We start from the raw sequence: 18,819 nt of genomic DNA, 5'->3' as shown, positions 1-18,819 counted from the left end.
ATTTCATCTGTGAGTATTACCCCGCTCACCCGTTCTGGTTCCGCTTCTGCTCGCGCGATGCCGGTTTTGAGCCTCGCGGTGGTGGGGCTTGCCTGTCAGCGCGGCGGGCGCATTGTGGTGCCCGCGCTTTCGTTCAAGGTCGAGGCCGGGTGCGCGCTGATCCTCCGCGGGCCGAACGGGGCGGGCAAGACGACGCTCCTTCGCACCATCGCGGGCTATCTGCCGGCGGAGTCCGGCCGCGTCGCGGTGTCGGACGACAAGGGGGAGGGCACAGGCGAAGGGCAATTCCACTACATAGGCCATACGAACGGCATCAAGCCGCGCCTCACCGTCGTTGAGAATGTGAGCTTCTGGCAAAGTTTCTATTCCGGCGCGCAAGACGCGGAGGCGGCCGAGAACGCGCTCGAAGCGTTCGACCTCCTCGACCTCGCGGAGTATCGCGCGGGCCATCTCAGCCAAGGGCAGGCGCGTCGCCTCGGCCTCGCGCGGCTGCTGGCGGCGAAGCGCGCGGTCTGGCTCCTTGACGAGCCGTCCGTCTCGCTCGATACGGCCTCCACGCGGCGGCTCGAAACGGCCATCCGGGACCATCTCGCGCAAGGCGGCATCGCGCTCGTCTCGACGCATCTCGACCTTGCGCTCGGCGACGCCGCGACCGTTCTCGAACTCAAGCCTGGGCGGGCGTTTGCAGCATGAATGCCTTCCTCGCGCTCCTCACCCGCGACCTGACGCTCGCGCTGCGACAAGGCTCGGCCATCGGGACCGCGCTCGGCTTCTATCTCATCGCGGTGTCGATCATTCCGCTCGGACTCGGCCCGGACCTCGCGCTTCTGTCGCGCATCGCGCCGGGTATCCTCTGGATTTCGTTCCTGCTTTCGGCCGTGCTTTCGGTGGATGCGCTGTTCCAGGAGGACCGCGACGACGGCTCGCTCGACGCGCTCGCCATCGGCCCGCTGCCGGCCGAACTCATCGCCACGTCGAAAAGCCTCGCGCATTGGCTGACCACCTGCGTGCCGCTGATCGTGGTGACGCCGCTCGCCGGGCTGCTCCTCAACATGGAACTCGACGCGGTGCCGAAGCTGCTCGCCACGCTGGCGGTCGGCACGCTCGGCATCAGTTTCGTCGCGGGAGCGGGCGCGGCGCTGACGCTGGGGCTTCGGCGCGGCGCGTTGCTGCTGCCGCTCTTGATCCTGCCGCTTTTCGCTCCTTTCCTCATCTTCGGCGTCGGTGCCTTGTCCGGCGCGGCCGGGGCATTTTCGCAGAGCATCCTCCTGCTTGCGGCGCTTTCGCTGTTTTCGGTTGCGGCGATGCCATTTGCCGCTGCCCTTGCCCTTCGCCTGAGTTTGGAGTGAGTTATATAAGACACAAAGTGGGGACGAGACGCTTATGGCAGACCTGACGAACACCGAAACGATACGGCCGGGGTGGTTTTCCACGCTCGCCAATCCGACAACCTTCATGCGGCTGTCGGGAAAGGTGCTGCCATGGCTTACGGTCGCGACGCTTCTGCTGTTCGCCGTCGGCCTCACGGGCGCATTCCTCGCTCCGCCGGACTACCAGCAGGGCGAGACGGTTCGCATCATGTTCATCCATGTGCCGTCCGCGTGGCTGGCCATGATGTGCTACACGATCATCGCCATCTCGTCGGCGGGCTACCTCATCTGGCGGCACCCGCTGGCTGACGTGTCGGCGAAGGCGGCGGCACCCATCGGCGCGACGTTCACGCTGCTCGCGCTCGTCACCGGCTCCCTCTGGGGCAAGCCCATGTGGGGCGCCTACTGGGTGTGGGACGCGCGGCTCACGAGCGTGCTGATCCTGTTCTTCCTCTATCTCGGCCTCATCGCGCTTCGGCAGGCGGTCGACGAGCCGGGCCGGGCAGGGCGCGCCGCCGCTATTCTTGCGCTGATCGGCGCTGTCAACATCCCGATCATCAAATATTCGGTCAACTGGTGGAATACGCTGCACCAGCCCGCGAGCGTGATCCGCGCCGATGGCCCGACGATCCACTCGTCGCTGCTATGGCCGCTGCTCGTGATGGCGATTGCGTTCACACTCCTTTTCGTGGTGCTGCATTTCAAGGCGATGCGCGCCGAAATTCTGCGGAGGCGCTGCGATGCGCTGATCGCGCGGCATGTGCGCGGCGATGCGGCGCGCGCTGGCACGGAGGAAGCGGCCAATGCTTGATCTCGGACCTCACGCGGCCTTCATCTGGATATCCTACGGCGCGGCGGCGTTTTGCATCGTTGCTCTTGCATTGTGGGCATGGGGCGATGAGCGCGGTCAGGCGAAGCGCCTCGCCGATCTCGAACGGCGCGGGCTCAAGCGGCGCTCCGGCCAGGGACAGGGAAATTCATGACCGATACACCCGAAAAACAGACCAAGCCGCGCCGTCTGGTGCTGCCCGTCGTCATCGTCGTAGCGGTGTTGTCGCTGCTTTATTACCAGCTTCGCACCGGAGACCCGCAGAGCCTGCCGTCCGTGCTGATCGGCAAGCCGGTCCCCGACTTCCAGCTTGCCGCGCTTCCCGGCGCGCCGAGCCCCACGGGTTTGCCCGTGCCCGGCTTCTCGTCCGACGAGTTGAAGAAGGGCCGCGTTTCGCTCATCAATGTGTGGGCGTCGTGGTGCGCGCCATGTCAGGTCGAGCACCCGCTTATCACGGACCTCGCGAGACAGGGCATTCCGGTCTACGGCATCAACTACAAGGGCGATACGCCTGAGGGCGCGAAGCGGTTTCTGTCCCGCCTTGGCAACCCGTATAAAGCCGTCGGCGTGGACGACACCGGCCGCGTGGCCATCGATTTCGGCGTGTACGGCGTGCCCGAGACGTTCGTGATCGACGGCGCGGGCCGCATCGCATACCGCCACGCCGGGCAGCTCACCGAGGAAGTCATCGCGCAGAAGATCAAGCCCGCGATGGAGAAGGCCGCCAAGGCTCCGCCGCAGTCTTGAAGTGCGTGCGGAAGTGTGAAGCGGTTTTCCTGAAACGCGCGACAGAACAGAGCATATGCGCTTTTGATGCCATCAGAGGCGCGTCTGACCACCTCGGCAAAGCGGCGTCAGACTTTCATCCGTAATCTCAATAAAAAAACGGCCGGGAAAACCCGGCCGTTTTTTTATTCCTCACAGCGGAATATTGTCGTGCTTCTTCCACGGCAGTTCCTGTTGCTTGTGGCGTAGCATGTTGAGCGCGCGCGCCAGACGATAGCGCGTGTTGAACGGCATGATCACGTCGTCGATATAGCCGCGCTCCGCCGCGATGAACGGGTTCTCGAAGCGCTCCTTGTACTCGGCGACGCGGGCGGCGATCTTGTCCTTGTCGCCAAGCTCTGCGCGATAGAGGATTTCCGCCGCGCCCTTCGAGCCCATCACCGCGATTTCGGCGGTCGGCCATGCGTAGTTCACGTCGCCGCCGATATGCTTCGAGCTCATGACGTCGTAAGCGCCGCCATAGGCCTTGCGGGTGATGACGGTAATCTTCGGAACGGTAGCCTCGGCATAGGCGAAGAGCAGCTTCGCGCCGTGCTTGATGAGGCCGCCATATTCCTGCGCGGTGCCCGGCAGGAAGCCCGGCACGTCGACGAACGTGATGAGCGGGATGTTGAAGCAGTCGCAGAAGCGCACGAAGCGTGCGGCCTTGCGGCTCGCGTCGCTGTCGAGCACGCCCGCGAGCATGATCGGCTGATTCGCCACGATGCCGATGGGATAGCCGCCGAGGCGCGCGAAGCCGGTGATGATGTTCCGCGCGAAGGTTTCCTGGATCTCGAAGAAGTCGCCCTCGTCGGCGACCTTCGTGATGAGCTCCTTCATGTCGTATGGCTTCGTAGCGTCCGGCGGGACGAGCGTTGCGAGCGAGGGCTCCTGACGGCGGATATCGTCATGCGTCGGCAGGTGCGGCACGGTGCCCTTGTTGTTCTGCGGCAGGAAGTCCATCAGCCGCCGCATCTGGAGCAGGCATTCCACGTCGTTGTCGAAGGCTCGGTCGGCGATGGAGGACCGCGTCGTGTGGACGCTCGCGCCGCCGAGTTCCTCGGCCGTCACTTCCTCGTTCGTGACGGTTTTCACCACGTCCGGGCCGGTCACAAAGAGATAGGACGTGTCGCGGACCATGAAGATGAAGTCGGTCATCGCGGGGGAATAGACGTCGCCGCCCGCGCAGGGGCCCATGATAACGGAAATCTGCGGGATCACGCCCGAGGCCTGCACGTTCCGAAGGAACACCTCGCCGTAGCCGCCAAGCGCCGCGACGCCTTCTTGAATGCGCGCGCCGCCCGCGTCGAACAGGCCGATGATCGGCGCGCGGTTCTTGAGCGCCATGTCCTGAACTTTCATGATCTTCTGCGCGTGCGCTTCGGAAAGCGATCCGCCGAACACCGTGAAGTCCTTCGCGAACACATAAGTGACGCGGCCGTTGATCGTGCCCCAGCCGGTGACGACGCCGTCGCCGGGGATTTTCGAGGAGTCCATGCCGAAATCGGTGCAGCGGTGCTCCATGAACATGTCGTATTCTTCGAAGGAGCCATCGTCGAGGAGCAACTCGATCCGCTCGCGGGCGGTCAGTTTGCCGCGCTTGTGCTGGGCTTCGATGCGTCTTGTGCCACCGCCCAGGCGTGCGACGGCGCGGCGGCGTTCGAGTTCGGCGATGATTTCTTTCATGGTTTTTCCGGTATGCGGGCTAGGAGCATGCTTGAGAATGGCGCACACTAGCGCTGAAGGCCGGTTGCCGCAAATTCGTAATTGGAATGTCATGTCGCGGCTTGTGCCCGGGAGAATCTTTTGTTAGACAAGCGGCTCCCCGGCGATTACATCACGGGGCGCTGCGGTCGTGGCGGAACGGTAGACGCGCTAGCTTGAGGTGCTAGTGGGGCAACCCGTGGAAGTTCGAGTCTTCTCGACCGCACCATTTTCGCTTCCCCCGCCGGGAGGCGCACCAAGCCACCAGATAATTCGGTCGTTTGCCACAAACACGCTGCCCATCTGCGCACGGAGCGGATTTGCGCGCGGTCGCGCGTGACGCGGCGACTCGGTCTTCTTTCGCATGAGCGAAGCGCGAAAAGTGCTGGTAGACACACCGACTTGCGGTTAAGTCATAGCAGCCATGTTGCACCGCAACGTGATGCCAGTGGCACGCGGTTTGCGTTAAATCAAATCCGAGAGTTCAAAAACCGGAAGGGAAATTCGCTATGTTGGGAATCGGCGACAAGCTGCCGTCTTTCGAGGTCACGGGTGTGAAGCCGGGCTTCAACTATCACGAAGAGAACGGTGTGAGCGCGTTCGAGGCGCTGACGGAAACCAGCTTCCCGGGCAAGTGGAAAGTCATCTTCTTCTATCCGAAGGATTTCACGTTCGTTTGCCCGACAGAGATCGCCGAATTCGCGCGCCTCTCCAGCGAGTTCGCCGACCGCGATGCCATCGTGCTCGGCGGATCGAGCGACAACGAGTTCTGCAAGCTCGCATGGCGCCGCGACCATAAGGACTTGCATAACCTCAACCTTTGGCAGTTCGCCGACACGACCGGCTCGCTGATCGACGGCCTTGGCGTGCGCTCGGATGCCGGCGTCGCGTATCGGTACACGTTTGTCGTCGATCCCGAGAACGTCATCCAGCACGTTTACGCCAACAACCTGAATGTCGGCCGCAATCCGTCCGATACGCTGCGCGTTCTCGATGCGCTTCAGACCGACGAGCTTTGCCCGTGCAATCGCGCCGTTGGCGGGGACACGCTCAAGGCCGCGTAACAGCGACCGCTTTCTGAACTCACGGCCCGGGTGTCGCGATTGCGACAGTCCGGGCTTTGCCATGTCAACTTTCCGACAGTTTTCCAACTTCCCTACAGTTCCAACTCTTCCTACAGGACCACGCGATGTCGATCGATGCCATCAAAGACCGCCTCGGCAACTTCGCCAAGGACGTGAAGCTCAATCTCTCATCCACGCTCAACGACCAGACGCTTTCGGAGCAGACGAAATACGGGCTTCTGCTCGCCTCCGCGATCTCCACGCGCAACGCGCACGTTGCCGCCGCGTTCGAGGCAGAGGCCGCGAAGCACCTGTCGCCCGCCGCCTTTGAAGCCGCCAAGGCCGCTGCGTCCATCATGGCGATGAACAACGTCTATTATCGCTTCGTGCATCTCGCATCGAACAAGGAATACGGCACGAAGCCCGCGCGGCTTCGCATGAACGTCATCGCCAATCCGGGCGTGGACAAGAACGACTTCGAGTTGTGGTCGCTCGCTGTGTCGGCGATCAACGGCTGCGGCATGTGCATCGACGCGCATGAGAAGGTCCTGCGCGAGGGCGGCGTGACGTCGGAGACGATCCAGACGGCGGTGCGTTTCGCGGCAATCGTGCAGTCCGTGGCCGTGGCGCTCGAAGCGAGCACGCCGGCCCAAGCCTGATCCGGCAAGCCTGACGCGGCAAGCCTGACGCGGCAAGCCTGACCCGGCAAGCCTGACGCCTGTGCCTCGCCGCGTTCGCGGCGGGGCGCGCGTTCGTTCCCTCAACGTCGCCCGTACGATGTGATGCGACGGGCCTCAGCCCCACCGGCTGAACGGTGAATTGGCCGAGGCGCTCGGCGCTGGGCCGCTCCGCGCCGTTGGCGTGGGCGTGCGGTTGCGCGACACGAAGCTTCCAATGATCCCGATCACCAACCTCATGGCAATCGAGATGCCCACGAGCACGATCTGGTTGGGCTGCAAAAAGATATCGACCCACACCATGAAGTTATCGGGCAGATAAAGAGATTGCATCTGGTCGCGGACGTGCTGCGCGCCGGAAAGAAGTTCGCGCATCGTCGTCGGGAAGTGGATCGCTGTATAGGTAAACGCGATCAGCGACGCGATCATCGTGAACGTAAAAAGCAAAAGCGACTGCAGCAGCTTCATGATCTGGCCTTTGTTGGCACACGCGCGCGCTTAACTCGCGACGGAGATGCGTCGTCATTTTAATAAAATCACTTTTATGCGGAGCGGAACGATTTTGTGAAGCGCGTCGTTAACGGGATGGCGGAATTGCTCCGTCTACCCGCGAAGCGCGGGTTTCGGCTCATCAACGGAGGACACCATGGCCGACGCAAATTCAATTCTTTATATCGTTCTGATCGGTCTCGCAGCGGGCGTGCTTGCAAGCCTCGTCGTGCCGACCGGCCTCGACCTTCTCGGCGCAATCGTAGTCGGCATTATCGGCGCGGCGATCGGCTTCTATCTTTTCCCGGCGCTGGGCGCGCACGTGACTACCAATCCCACCGTTGCCTCGATCATAACCGCGACGGTTGGCGCAATTTTGCTGCTCGTACTTCTCCGCTTTGTCCGCCGATGAACTGTATGCAGGTTTGATGGCGCGCGAGCATCGACCGGCTGGGTCGCCGGTTGGTGCGCGATTTCCCCGTGAAGGACTGTTCGTCGCAGTATTCATTCCATTCAAATGAAGGTTATTCTCCAAATATTTAGCATATCGCGACTCTCGTGATAAAATAATCACAATTCCACAAGCCAAACGCTCGATCACAAGCAGTTGCCCTAGCCCAAAAATCCGCGTGCCGTTAATGAATAGAAAGACGGTCGCGGATCGACTGGCTCACCGGTTCTGAATTGGGCAATTCGAACCGGGTATGTGAGTAGATTGGGGTGGGAACATGAATACTGTTTTCAGGTCTACACGCTTCGCGTGTGGCGTTGCTTTCTGTGGATTAATGGTCGCTGGAAATTCAGCGCTTGCAGCCGATCTTTACGGCCGTGGCGGCGGGCTAAAGGATGGACCTTTTTACGAAGCGCCCGCTCTTTGGCAGGGCTTTTATCTCGGCGGCCATGTCGGCGCAGCGTGGAGCAAGGCCGACGTCGACGACACCTTCATTTACGTGGGCGATCCGACGTACAAAGGCGACCTGAACACCACCAGCCTCACGGGCGGTGGACAGCTCGGCTATAACTTCCAGCGCGGAAACTTCGTCTTCGGCGTTGAGGGCGACATCGGCTACCTCAAGGTGGACGCGAGCAAAGACGTGGCTTTCCGTCCAACGAGTTGTGTCGGCACCTATACGTCCGCGCCCTACACGGTCAACTATGACCCGAAAATGTGTGCGGTGGACACTAAATACTCTGCTTCCGGCGACTTGTACGGGGACATCACCGGGCGTCTCGGCTACGCATTTGATCGCACGCTTTTCTATGCAAAGGGCGGCGTCGCGTTTCTGAACGGAGAGTTTGATGCCAAATATCTTGGCCAGAACTGCGCATCGTTAGGCAGTGATAGCCACTGCCTAGGAAACGCTTTATCCAAATTCGACTATAGTCACAGTGAGACGCTTGTCGGCTGGACGATCGGAGTAGGCGTCGAATATAAGTTGACACCATCGTGGTCGCTCAAAGCAGAATATCAGCATTTCAATTTCGGTAGTATATCTTACAGCTATAACGATTCCTATAAGATCCCTGCAAACAACGTTGACTACAGTGGTGGGCACTATCACTCCACCCTCGACGGTAAGACGAAGGTCGACTTCACAGCCGATGCTGTCACGGTCGGCCTGAATTACCATGTCGGCGGCGGCGAATATGTCGGCCTGAAATAGCCGCACCTTCGCCAAAACACGCGCGTTCGCCAGCCGGCGCGCCTCGAACCGCGAGCCTCCGCCATCCGTCTGCGGAGGCTTTTGCGTTTTTTGGGTCGGGCGGGGCTGCAAGCCAGCGAGGGCTGCCCGAAAAAGGGGCGCACCGATGGCCGACTTCCCGCTACGCAAAAGCGTTCCGCGAGGCGCTCCATTGAGGCATGAACCGTTGCCCCCGCTACCATTGGCGGGGGCGCTTTCGTCTTTTGGAGGGTGGGGCGTTAGCAGTCAGCGTGCTATTGTGCACTGCAAACGGATCAAAAAGAACGAGACCGGCCCCATGTCCGACGAACGCAAGCCCGACCAAGCCAAGCCCGATGCCCGCAAGCCCGACCAGCCCTGGATCTTCCGCACCTACGCTGGACATTCGACGCCCAAGGCCTCGAACGAGCTTTACCTGAAGAACCTGGCGAAGGGGCAGACGGGTCTTTCGGTCGCGTTCGACCTGCCGACGCAGACGGGCTACGATTCGGATCATCCGCTCGCGAAGGGCGAGGTGGGCAAGGTCGGCGTGCCGGTCGCGCATATCGGCGACATGCGCACGCTGCTCGCGGGCATCCCGCTCGGCAAGATGAACACGTCGATGACGATCAACGCGACAGCGGCGTGGATGCTGTCTCTCTATGTCGCCATCGCCGACGAGCAGGGCGTCAGCCGCAACCAGCTCACCGGCACGGTGCAGAACGACATCATCAAGGAATATCTCTCGCGCGGCACCTATGTGTTCCCGCCGCAGCCGTCCATGCGCCTCATCAAGGATGTGACGGTCTTCTGTTACCGCGAGGTGCCGAGGTGGAACCCGATGAACGTCTGCTCCTATCATTTGCAGGAAGCGGGTGCGACGCCGGTGCAGGAACTCGCCTATGCGCTCGCCACCGCTCAGGCCGTGCTCGATACGGTGAGGGACAGCGGCGAAATTCCCGAAGAGGAGTTCGGCCAGGCGCTGGCGCGCGTCTCGTTCTTCGTGAACGCAGGGATGCGCTTCGTTACCGAGATGTGCAAGATGCGCGCGTTCGTCGAACTGTGGGACGAGATCGCCGAGAAGCGCTACGGCGTCACCGACCCGAAACTTCGCCGCTTCCGCTACGGCGTGCAGGTGAACTCGCTCGGCCTCACCGAGCCGCAGCCGGAAAACAACGTCTACCGCATTCTCGTCGAGATGCTGGCCGTGGTGATGTCGAAGAAGGCGCGCGCCCGTGCGGTCCAGCTTCCGGCGTGGAACGAGGCGCTTGGCCTGCCGCGTCCGTGGGATCAGCAATGGTCGCTGCGCATGCAGCAGATCGTGGCCTACGAGACCGACCTTCTGGAATATGGCGACATCTTCGACGGCAGCCGCGAGATCGATGCGAAGGTCGAGGCGCTGAAGGCAGAGGCGCGCGAGGAACTGACGCGGATCGAGGCCATGGGCGGCGCGATTGCGGCGGTCGATTCGAGCTACATGAAGCAGCGGCTCGTCGAGGCGAATGCGGCGCGGCTCCAGAAGATCGAGTCGGGCGAGCAGGTCGTCGTCGGCGTGAACCGCTGGACCGAAACCGAGCCGTCGCCGCTGTCGGGCGGTGTGGGCGGTTCGATCATGACCGTACCCGAAGGGGTCGAGCGCGAGCAGGTCGAGGCGCTGAAGGCATGGCGCGCGGCCCGCGACGCAAAGGCAGTCGACGCCACGCTCACCGCGCTTCGCGAGGCGGCGCAGGAAGGCCGCAACATCATGGAGCCGTCGATTGCCTGCGCGAAGGCGGGCGTCACGACGGGCGAATGGGGCGACACGCTGCGCCAGGTGTTCGGTGAATATCGCGCGCCGACGGGCGTTTCGCGCGCGGCGGCACAGGGCGCTCGCGCCGACCTGACCACCATCCGCGCCGATGTGGCACGCCTCTCGGCCAAGCTCGGACGCAGGCTCAAGCTTCTCGTTGGCAAGCCCGGCCTCGACGGTCATTCCAACGGCGCCGAGCAGATCGCCGTGCGCGCGCGCGATAGCGGCATGGAAGTCGTCTATGAGGGCATCCGCCTGACGCCCGCGCAAATCGTCAACGCCGCGCTTGAGGAAAGCGTGCACATCGTCGGCCTGTCGATCCTGTCGGGTAGCCACGTGCCGCTCGTGCGCGACGTGATGGACCGCATGCGCGCTGCGGGCCTCTCCGACATTCCGGTGGTCGTCGGCGGCATCATCCCGCTGGAGGACGAAGCGACGCTCAAGGCTTGCGGGGTCGCGGCGATCTATACGCCGAAAGACTTCCAACTGAATGACATCATGGCGGGGCTCGTGCAGCTCACCGACCCGGATCTCAGGATGCTTGCGTCCTGAATGCCGCACACGCATAGTAAAGCGTTACCGTAGCGGAACGAGAAAGCCGGAGAGGGGTTCTCACGCTCGAAGCAAACGGGACGCTTTCAACGCATGAGGATTTCGATACTCACAGGGCCGGACCTTGAGCGCGCGCTGCCGGAACTGGCGCGGCTCAGGATCGAGGTTTTCCGCGCCTTCCCTTATCTCTACGACGGCTCCCTCGACTACGAGCAAAGCTATCTCGCGTCCTTCGCCGAAGCGAAGGACAGCATAGCAGTGGTTGCGGAAGAAGACGGCCGCATCGTCGGCTGCGCAACCGGCTCGGCGCTCGAAGGGCATAACGACCAGTTCGGGGAGCCTTTCCGCGCGCGAGGCATTGATGCGTCGCAGATTTTCTATTGCGGCGAGTCGGTGCTCGACCCGGCGTTTCGCGGGCGCGGCATAGGCCACGCGTTTTTCGACGCGCGTGAGGCCCATGCGAGAGCGCGCGGCTATCGCTCGTCGGCATTCTGCGGCGTCGTGCGCCCCGATAATCACCCGTTGAAACCGTCCGATTTTTCACCGCTCGATCCGTTCTGGACCAAGCGCGGGTATCGCAAGGCGGAGGGGCTGATTGCGACCTTCACCTGGAAGGACATCGATCGGCCGGAGGAAACGGCGCATCCCATGCAATTCTGGATACGGGAACTCGACTGATGGCCCGAACCATTCGCATCGCGTCGGCGCAGTATCCCATTGATGAACTGACGTCGATGTCGGCCTTTGCGGGCAAGCTCGCTCGCTGGGTCGAGCAGGCCGTCGTCAAGGGCGCGCAGTTGCTCATCTTCCCCGAATACGCGTCGATGGAACTTGCGCGCATCGCCGGGCGGCATGTCTCGCGCGATCTCCACGCCTCGATCGAGGCCATGCAATATTACATCGCGGATTATGAAGCCGAATTTGCGAACCTCGCGAAACGGCACGGCGTTCATATCCTCGCCGGCAGTGCGCCGACGCGCCTCGCCGACGGTAGTGTCGTGAACCGCGCGCGCCTGTTCACGCCGCACGGCGAGACGGGCACCCAGCAGAAGCAGATCCTCACACGCTCGGAGCTGGAGGACTGGGGCATCGACGCAGGCACCGGCCTTTGCGTCTTCGACATCGGCCTCGCAAGAATCGGCATCGCCATCTGCTACGACTCCGAGTTTCCGCTGATCGTGCGCGCGATGTACAACGCCGGCGCGGAGGTTATCCTCGTGCCATCCTGCACCGACACGGCCTATGGCTACTACCGCGTGCGCAACGGCTGCGCCGCGAGAGCGCTCGAAAACCAGGTGTACGTGGTTCAATCGTGCACGGTGGGTGAAGCCGACTGGTCGGCCGCGGTCGATCACAACTCCGGCGCGGCGGCTTTTTTCGCGCCCTCGGACCCGTTGTTTCCGTCGCCGTCCGGCGTGCTGGAGGAAGGCACGATGAACGCGCCGCAATGGGTATTTGCGACGCTCGACCTCGACGTTCTGACCGAGGTGCGCAAAAACGGCGACGTTCTCAACGCCCGCGACTGGGATTTGCAGCCCGGCGCGTCGGAGCTTCCGCAAGCCAAGGTCGTCACGTTCAAATAGGCGCTCGCAAGGACGCGCCTCGGAGCGAAAGCGCCTCCGCCCGACCCGTCAAATCCCCGTAACGGAAAAACGTCCCTGTTCCTCAGGCATGACGCTTGCACGGTGTGTCAAGGCGAAGCATTGTGCGCCCGCACTCGACTCACGCCCGCCGTCAGGAGAAACGATGGCCATCCATGTCGCGCTGACCCATCGGACCGAATACGATTACGACCGCCTGACCGGGCTTGGCCCGCAGGTTGTGAGGTTGCGCCCGGCGCCCCACTGCCGCACGCCGATCCTGTCCTATTCGCTCAGGATCACGCCCGAAGAACATTTCATCAACTGGCAGCAAGATCCGTTCGGCAACTATCTGGCGCGGCTCGTCTTTCCTGAAAAGACGCGCGAGTTCAAGGTGGTGGTGGACCTCGTCGCGGACATGGCCACGATCAACCCCTTCGACTTTTTCGTCGAGGAATATGCGCAGAACTGGCCCTTCGACTACGACGCGTCGCTGAAGGAAGAACTCGCGCCCTACCTCAAGGCCGAGACGCCGGGGCCGCTGCTGAAAGAGTATATCGCCGGTCTCAAGATCGATGCGAAGACCTCCATCGATTTCATCTGGGCGCTTAATTTGCAGCTCCAGAAGGATATTGCCTATCTGATACGCATGGAGCCGGGCGTTCAGACGCCGGAGGAGACGCTGAAGAATCGGTCCGGCTCGTGCCGCGACTCCGGCTGGCTGCTCGTGCACATCATGCGGCACTTCGGCCTCGCCGCGCGTTTCGTGTCCGGCTACCTCATTCAGTTGAAGGCGGACCAGAAGTCGCTCGATGGGCCATCTGGCACCGAAGTGGACTTCACCGACCTGCACGCATGGGCGGAAGTGTATCTTCCCGGCGCGGGCTGGATCGGCCTCGATCCGACATCCGGTCTGTTCGCGGGCGAAGGCCACATTCCGCTTGCTGCCACGCCCTCGCCGCAGAGCGCCGCGCCCATTTCCGGCGAGCATGAGGAGGCGGAGGTCACGTTCGGCTTCGACATGCAGATCCAGCGCATCTATGAAAGCCCGCGCGTGACGCTGCCCTACACGGACGAACAGTGGAAGGCTATCGCGGCGGCTGGGCATGAGGTTGACCGGCGGCTTGATGAAGGCGACGTGCGCCTGTCGATGGGCGGCGAGCCGACCTTCGTCTCTATCGACGACGTTGACGGCGCGGAGTGGAACACGGACGCCGTCGGTCCGACGAAGCGCCGTTATGCCGAAGAACTGATCCGCCGCCTGCGCGACCGCTTCGCGCCGGGTGGCCTGCTGCATTACGGGCAGGGCAAGTGGTATCCCGGCGAACAGCTTCCGCGCTGGTCGTTCTCGGTTTACTGGCGCGCCGATGGCCATCCCTTGTGGGAAAACGAAGCGCATATCGACCATGAAGTCCCCGTGAAGCCTGCAACGCAGGAAGACGCGGGCCGCTTCACGGAAGTGCTGGCGGAACAACTCGGCCTTCCCGTCGATGCAGGCGTGCCCGCTTATGAAGACCCGGCGCATTTTCTTCTCATCGAGCAGAAGCTGCCGATCAACGTTGAGCCCGAGGACAACAAGCTCGAAGATCCGCAGGAACGCGATCGCGTCATCCGCGTGTTCGAGCGCGGCCTCGACAAGCCGTCCGGCTACGTCATGCCGATTCAGGTGTGGCACAGTCAGGCGCGCGGCCGCACATGGGTGACGGAGAAGTGGAACTTCCGCCGCCGCAGGCTCTATCTCGTGCCGGGCGATTCACCCGTGGGCTATCGCCTGCCGCTGTCGTCCACGCCCTACATCGTGCCGTCGAACTATCCGCACATCATCCCGACCGATCCGTTCGCGGCGCGCGCGTCCATGCCGTCGCGTGAGGTGCTTCTCAGAAGTCGTCGCGAGTCGGTGACGCTGCTTGCGCCCCCCGCTCCGCCTGCGCCGCTCGTGCCGACCGAGGTGTTCGGCAATGTCCGCACGGCGCTCGTCATAGAGCCGCGCGACGGGCATCTGTGCGTGTTCATGCCGCCGCTCGTCGACGCGGAAGATTACGCCGCGCTTGCCGCCGCCATCGAGGAAACCGCGAAGATTACGGGCCAGCCGGTCCATGTCGAAGGCTATCACCCGCCGCACGATCCGCGCCTCAACGTCATCAAGGTCACGCCCGATCCCGGCGTCATCGAGGTGAACATTCAGCCTGCTTCGAACTGGGACGAGGCGGTGAACATCACCGAGACGGTGTATGAGGAGGCGCGGCTCGCCCGGCTCGGCACCGAGAAATTCATGGTCGATGGCCGTCACACCGGCACCGGCGGCGGCAACCACATCGTGCTCGGCGCGAAAACGCCAGCCGACAGCCCCTTCCTGCGCCGCCCGGACCTGCTCGGCAGTATCATCGCCTACTGGCAGAACCACCCGTCGCTGTCCTATCTGTTCTCGGGCCTGTTCATCGGGCCGACGAGCCAGGCGCCGCGCATCGACGAGGCGAGGAACGACTCGCTCTACGAGATGGAAATCGCGCTCAGCCAGATCCCCGACAAGGATTACGGCTGGATACCTTCGTGGCTCGTAGACCGCGTCTTCCGCAACCTGCTCATCGACTCGTCGGGCAATACGCACCGCGCGGAAATCTGCATCGACAAGCTCTACTCGCCGGATTCGTCGTCCGGCCGCCTCGGCCTCGTCGAGTTCCGCAACTTCGAAATGCCGCCGCATGCCGAGATGAGCCTCGCGCAGCAGCTTCTGCTTCGCGCGCTTATCGCGTGGTTCTGGGAGAAGCCCTTCAAGCGCCGCCTCATCCCGTGGGGCACCGAGTTGCACGACCGCTTCATGTTGCCTGATTTCGTCTGGTCCGACTTCAAGGACGTGATCGGCGATCTGAAGGACGCGGGTTTCCCGGTCGAGGCCGAGTGGTTCGCGCCGCATTTCGAGTTCCGCTTCCCGCTCTACGGCAGCGTCGACTATCAGGGCATCGAGATCGAGCTTCGGCAGGCGCTGGAGCCGTGGCACGTACTAGGCGAGGAAGGCTCGCCGGGCGGCACCGTCCGCTATGTGGACTCGTCGCTCGAACGCCTTCAGGTGAAGGTGAAGGGCAATCTCGGCGGTCGCTATCAGCTGCTTTGCAACGGCGTGACCGTACCGCTGAAGCCGACCGGCACGCATGGCGAGGCGGTTGCGGGCGTGCGCTTCCGTGCGTGGTGGCCCTCAAGCTGCCTTCAGCCGACCATCCCGCCGCATACGCCGCTCGTGTTCGACCTGTACGACAGCCACGCCGGGCGCTCCGTCGGCGGCTGCCGCTATCACGTCGCGCATCCGGGCGGCCGCGCGCACGACAGCTTCCCGGTCAACGCGCTGGAAGCCGAGACGCGCCGCCTCGCCCGCTTCGAGCTTTACGGGCACACGCCGGGCACGACGAAGCCTTATAATCCGGGGCCAAATCCGAGCTTCCCGCATACGCTCGACCTGCGGCGCATCGGCTTTTAAACTTCGCGTCGGGCGGTTGCCGTCCGACGCTCTCCCGCTTCACCCAACGCGACCATAGGCCGGAGCGGCGAACCGTTGTAAGGTGGGCGCAAACGTGAAGTCGCTCCGATGGACCAGATCATCACCACCCCGCCGCCTTTCTTCGACCCCGCGAGCCTACGCGAGGAGCTTTCGTCCTATTGGAAGGAAAGCGCCGACAATCCCGCGCAGATGCGCCCGCGTGTGGTGCGCCGCCTGAAGGAACTGAAGGCGACGGCGCAAGCCGAGGCCGAGGCGCTGTTGATGAGCACGGGCGACGGTCGGACCTGCGCGGCGGCGCTCGCGCTGTTCCAGGACGAACTCATCAAGCTCATCTACGATTTCTCGACGAAGCACCTCTATCGCGCGCGAAACCCCACCGCCGCCGAACATATGGCGCTCGTCGCCACAGGCGGGTATGGGCGCGGGCTGATGGCCCCGAAGTCGGACGTCGATCTCCTGTTCCTGCTGCCGTACAAGCAGACGGCATGGGGTGAGAGCATCGTGGAGTCCGTGCTCTATTTCCTCTGGGATCTAGGCTACAAGGTTGGCCACGCCACGCGCAATGTCGACCAGACGCTGAAGGCCGCGCAATCCGATATGACGATCCGCACGGCGCTCCTCGACGCGCGGCTCATCCACGGCGAGGACGCGCTGTTTCAGGAAATGTGGACGCGCTTCATCAACGGCGTCGTCAGCGGCACGAAGCGGGAGTTCATCGCGGCTAAGCTCGCCGAGCGCGAGGAACGCCTGAAGCGCGCGGGCCAGTCGCGCTATCGCGTCGAGCCGAACATCAAGGAAGGCAAGGGCGGCCTTCGCGACCTGAACGTGTTGCACTGGCTCGCGGTTTACCTCAACCCGGCGCGCAACGGCCAGAAGGCGGAAAACGCGATCTTCACGCATAGCGAGGTTGCCACCTTCAATCACTGCGAAGGCTTCCTCTGGACGGTACGCTGCCACCTGCATTTTCTCACCGGAAAGGCGGAGGAGCGGCTTTCCTTCGACGTGCAGCCGGACATGGCGCAGCGGCTCCGCTATCATGAACGCCGCGGCTTGCTCGCCGTCGAGCGATGCATGAAGCATTACTTTCTGATCGCGAAGGACGTCGGCGACCTCACGCGAACCGTCTGTTCGAGCCTCGAATTGCGGCAGTTGAAGAGCGTGCCCACGCTGAGCGATTTCGTCGGCGCGCTGCCGTGGAGCCCGCAAGCGAAGATCGCCGCGACGACCGATTTCCGCCTCGACAACAAGCGTCTGAACGTCAAGCAGCCGGACGTCTTCCGAAAAGACCCACTGAACCTGATCCGCTTCTTCATCGAGGCAGAGCGGGAAAATCTGCTGATGCACCCCGAGGCGCTGCGCCTCATCCGCGCATCAATGAAGCTCATCGATGACGACTTCCGCCGCAACAGGGAGGCGAACCGGCTTTTCCTCGATCTCCTCACCTCGCGGGAGGCGCCGGAAACCTCGCTCCGCTACATGAACGAGTCAGGCGTGCTCGGCCGCTTCATCCCGGAGTTCGGCCGCTGCGTGGCGATGATGCAGTTCAACATGTATCACCACTTCACGGTCGACGAGCACACCCTTCAGGCGATCGGCATCCTGTCTCGGATCGAGAAGGGCGAATTCGGCAAGGAGCTTCCGCTCTCCACCGAAATCATCAACGACATCCAGAACCGCAACGCGCTTTACGTGGCGCTCCTCATGCATGACGTGGCGAAGGCGGTCGAGGGCGATCATTCCATCGTCGGCGCAGAGTTGGCGCGCTCGCTCGCGCTGCGCCTCGGCCTGTCGGCTGCCGAAGCGGAAACCGCCGCCTGGCTCGTCAAATATCACCTGTTCATGAGTCAGACGGCGCAAAGCCGCGACATCTCAGACCCGCAGACGATCCGCAACTTCGCCGACTTCGTCCAGAGCCCCGAGCGGCTGAAGCTGCTTTTGCTGCTCACCGTGGCAGACATTCGCGCCGTCGGCCCCGGCGTCTGGAACGGCTGGAAGGGCCAGCTCCTGCGCCAGCTCTACTACGATACCGAGCCTCTGCTCGCGGGCGGCCATACGCGCGTGCCGCGTCAGGCACGCATCGCCGCCGCCAAGACCCGCCTCCGCGAGGTCTTGCGCGACTGGCCCGCCGCCGATGTGGACCGCTTCATCGAGCGGCACGAGCCCGACTATTGGGTGCGAACGGACCTTGAACGGCAGATCCTGCATGCAAGCCTGATCCGTCGCTACGAGACGGAAGCCGCGCCGCTCGTCTACGATGTGCGGTGCTGCGACATCGTTCGACCGATCCCGGAACTGACCTTTGTCACGGGCGACCATCCGCGCCTTCTGCTGCAAAGCGCGGGTGCCTGCGCGGCCTCGGGAGCCAGCATCGCATCTGCCCAGATCGGGACCACGCGCGACGGGCTGGCGCTCGACACGCTGCTGTTCCAGCGCAAGTTCGTCGACGATCATGAAGAAATCTCGCAGTGCCAGAAGATCGGGCGCTCCATCACGGATGTCGTTTCCGGCGCGCGGGCACTGGATGAAGCGAAGGTCCGCTCGCTTCGCCTGAAGCCGAAGGTGGACGCATTCACCGTGCCGCCCGACATCGTCATCGACAACACGGCATCGCAAGAAACGACCGTGATCGAGGTGCATGCGCTGGACCGTCCCGGCCTTCTCTACGACCTCGCGCGATGCTTCGACGATTTGGGCCTCGACATTGCGTCGGCGCATATCGCGACCTTCGGCGAGAAGGCGGTGGACGTGTTCTACGTGACCGGGCCGGGCAAGCAGAAGGTGACGGACGAAGCGACCAAGAGCCGGATTCGCGGGCAGATCCTCGAACTTCTCGAAGAGTGAGGGCA

General features: G+C 63.0%; 16 protein-coding genes and 1 tRNA gene. 15 read left to right on the top strand and 2 right to left on the bottom strand.

Annotation, left to right across the window (positions count from 1 at the left end):
- Positions 1–9 precede the first annotated feature (9 nt).
- From ccmA to RVAN_RS05790, 5 genes are read left to right on the top strand one after another with little or no spacing between them, the layout of a single operon-like run.
- Positions 10–693 carry a heme ABC exporter ATP-binding protein CcmA gene (ccmA, locus tag RVAN_RS05810; RefSeq protein ID WP_245258041.1) on the top strand — a complete coding sequence of 228 codons (684 nt, stop codon included), beginning with the start codon at positions 10–12 and terminating at the stop codon, positions 691–693.
- Positions 690–1,349, top strand: a complete 660-nt coding sequence (gene ccmB, locus RVAN_RS05805; RefSeq protein WP_013418827.1) for a heme exporter protein CcmB — start codon at positions 690–692, stop codon at positions 1,347–1,349. Before ccmA ends, ccmB begins: the two co-directional genes overlap by 4 nt.
- 34 nt (positions 1,350–1,383) lie before the next feature.
- Entirely contained in the window at positions 1,384–2,181 is a 798-nt protein-coding gene (locus tag RVAN_RS05800) for a heme ABC transporter permease (protein ID WP_013418826.1), read from the top strand.
- On the top strand, positions 2,174–2,353 hold the full coding sequence (gene ccmD, locus RVAN_RS05795; protein WP_013418825.1) for a heme exporter protein CcmD: 180 nt from the start codon (positions 2,174–2,176) through the stop codon (positions 2,351–2,353). Before RVAN_RS05800 ends, ccmD begins: the two co-directional genes overlap by 8 nt.
- Positions 2,350–2,946 (top strand): DsbE family thiol:disulfide interchange protein, encoded by a 597-nt coding sequence (locus RVAN_RS05790; protein ID WP_013418824.1) that lies wholly within the window; start codon positions 2,350–2,352, stop codon positions 2,944–2,946. Before ccmD ends, RVAN_RS05790 begins: the two co-directional genes overlap by 4 nt.
- Before the next feature lie 171 nt (positions 2,947–3,117).
- Here RVAN_RS05790 and RVAN_RS05785 read toward each other — a convergent pair whose 3' ends face one another.
- The gene (locus tag RVAN_RS05785) at positions 3,118–4,650 is read right to left on the bottom strand and encodes an acyl-CoA carboxylase subunit beta (RefSeq protein WP_013418823.1); all 1,533 of its coding nucleotides are present in this window, start codon (positions 4,648–4,650) and stop codon (positions 3,118–3,120) included.
- A gap of 163 nt (positions 4,651–4,813) precedes the next feature.
- Here RVAN_RS05785 and RVAN_RS05780 point away from each other — a divergent pair.
- From RVAN_RS05780 to RVAN_RS05770, 3 genes are all read left to right on the top strand, one after another.
- Positions 4,814–4,897 (top strand) — tRNA-Leu (locus RVAN_RS05780).
- 280 nt (positions 4,898–5,177) lie between these two features.
- Positions 5,178–5,732, top strand: coding sequence for a peroxiredoxin (locus RVAN_RS05775; RefSeq protein ID WP_013418822.1), 555 nt, complete (start codon positions 5,178–5,180; stop codon positions 5,730–5,732).
- A 125-nt stretch (positions 5,733–5,857) separates the two neighbouring features.
- A complete protein-coding gene (locus tag RVAN_RS05770) occupies positions 5,858–6,391 on the top strand; it encodes a carboxymuconolactone decarboxylase family protein (RefSeq protein ID WP_013418821.1) in 534 nt (177 codons plus the stop codon).
- Between the two features lie 135 nt (positions 6,392–6,526).
- Here RVAN_RS05770 and RVAN_RS05765 read toward each other — a convergent pair whose 3' ends face one another.
- On the bottom strand, positions 6,527–6,877 hold the full coding sequence (locus RVAN_RS05765) for a DUF2613 domain-containing protein (protein WP_013418820.1): 351 nt from the start codon (positions 6,875–6,877) through the stop codon (positions 6,527–6,529).
- A 178-nt stretch (positions 6,878–7,055) separates the two neighbouring features.
- On the opposite strand from RVAN_RS05765, the gene RVAN_RS05760 reads away from it, so the two are divergent.
- From RVAN_RS05760 to RVAN_RS05730, 7 genes are all read left to right on the top strand, one after another.
- On the top strand, positions 7,056–7,310 hold the full coding sequence (locus RVAN_RS05760; protein WP_013418819.1) for a GlsB/YeaQ/YmgE family stress response membrane protein: 255 nt from the start codon (positions 7,056–7,058) through the stop codon (positions 7,308–7,310).
- A 316-nt stretch (positions 7,311–7,626) separates the two neighbouring features.
- Positions 7,627–8,562 (top strand): outer membrane protein, encoded by a 936-nt coding sequence (locus RVAN_RS05755; RefSeq protein WP_081449401.1) that lies wholly within the window; start codon positions 7,627–7,629, stop codon positions 8,560–8,562.
- A gap of 316 nt (positions 8,563–8,878) precedes the next feature.
- Positions 8,879–10,900 carry a protein meaA gene (locus RVAN_RS05750; RefSeq protein ID WP_013418817.1) on the top strand — a complete coding sequence of 674 codons (2,022 nt, stop codon included), beginning with the start codon at positions 8,879–8,881 and terminating at the stop codon, positions 10,898–10,900.
- 93 nt (positions 10,901–10,993) lie between these two features.
- A complete protein-coding gene (locus RVAN_RS05745) occupies positions 10,994–11,578 on the top strand; it encodes a GNAT family N-acetyltransferase (protein WP_013418816.1) in 585 nt (194 codons plus the stop codon).
- Positions 11,578–12,483: a carbon-nitrogen hydrolase family protein gene (locus RVAN_RS05740; RefSeq protein ID WP_013418815.1), complete on the top strand. Its 906-nt coding sequence runs from the start codon at positions 11,578–11,580 to the stop codon at positions 12,481–12,483. Before RVAN_RS05745 ends, RVAN_RS05740 begins: the two co-directional genes overlap by 1 nt.
- Before the next feature lie 163 nt (positions 12,484–12,646).
- A complete protein-coding gene (locus RVAN_RS05735; RefSeq protein WP_013418814.1) occupies positions 12,647–15,952 on the top strand; it encodes a DUF2126 domain-containing protein in 3,306 nt (1,101 codons plus the stop codon).
- Positions 15,953–16,060: 108 nt separating this feature from the next.
- On the top strand, positions 16,061–18,814 hold the full coding sequence (locus tag RVAN_RS05730; RefSeq protein WP_013418813.1) for a [protein-PII] uridylyltransferase: 2,754 nt from the start codon (positions 16,061–16,063) through the stop codon (positions 18,812–18,814).
- Positions 18,815–18,819 lie beyond the last annotated feature (5 nt).

Origin of the sequence: Rhodomicrobium vannielii ATCC 17100 (assembly GCF_000166055.1) — a bacterium.
In the GTDB taxonomy this organism is placed as follows: Bacteria; Pseudomonadota; Alphaproteobacteria; order Rhizobiales; family Rhodomicrobiaceae; genus Rhodomicrobium; species Rhodomicrobium vannielii.
The sequence above is the reverse complement of the archived record's forward strand: the minus strand, read 5'-3'. Positions and strand labels throughout refer to the sequence as shown.

Coding starts and splice junctions, on each gene's coding strand:
- ccmB (WP_013418827.1), top strand. CDS start 690: ATGAATGCCTTCCTCGCGCTCCTCACCCGCGACCTGACGCTCGCGCTG.
- RVAN_RS05800 (WP_013418826.1), top strand. CDS start 1,384: ATGGCAGACCTGACGAACACCGAAACGATACGGCCGGGGTGGTTTTCC.
- ccmD (WP_013418825.1), top strand. CDS start 2,174: ATGCTTGATCTCGGACCTCACGCGGCCTTCATCTGGATATCCTACGGC.
- RVAN_RS05790 (WP_013418824.1), top strand. CDS start 2,350: ATGACCGATACACCCGAAAAACAGACCAAGCCGCGCCGTCTGGTGCTG.
- RVAN_RS05785 (WP_013418823.1), bottom strand. CDS start 4,650: ATGAAAGAAATCATCGCCGAACTCGAACGCCGCCGCGCCGTCGCACGC.
- RVAN_RS05775 (WP_013418822.1), top strand. CDS start 5,178: ATGTTGGGAATCGGCGACAAGCTGCCGTCTTTCGAGGTCACGGGTGTG.
- RVAN_RS05770 (WP_013418821.1), top strand. CDS start 5,858: ATGTCGATCGATGCCATCAAAGACCGCCTCGGCAACTTCGCCAAGGAC.
- RVAN_RS05765 (WP_013418820.1), bottom strand. CDS start 6,877: ATGAAGCTGCTGCAGTCGCTTTTGCTTTTTACGTTCACGATGATCGCG.
- RVAN_RS05760 (WP_013418819.1), top strand. CDS start 7,056: ATGGCCGACGCAAATTCAATTCTTTATATCGTTCTGATCGGTCTCGCA.
- RVAN_RS05755 (WP_081449401.1), top strand. CDS start 7,627: ATGAATACTGTTTTCAGGTCTACACGCTTCGCGTGTGGCGTTGCTTTC.
- RVAN_RS05750 (WP_013418817.1), top strand. CDS start 8,879: ATGTCCGACGAACGCAAGCCCGACCAAGCCAAGCCCGATGCCCGCAAG.
- RVAN_RS05745 (WP_013418816.1), top strand. CDS start 10,994: ATGAGGATTTCGATACTCACAGGGCCGGACCTTGAGCGCGCGCTGCCG.
- RVAN_RS05740 (WP_013418815.1), top strand. CDS start 11,578: ATGGCCCGAACCATTCGCATCGCGTCGGCGCAGTATCCCATTGATGAA.
- RVAN_RS05735 (WP_013418814.1), top strand. CDS start 12,647: ATGGCCATCCATGTCGCGCTGACCCATCGGACCGAATACGATTACGAC.
- RVAN_RS05730 (WP_013418813.1), top strand. CDS start 16,061: ATGGACCAGATCATCACCACCCCGCCGCCTTTCTTCGACCCCGCGAGC.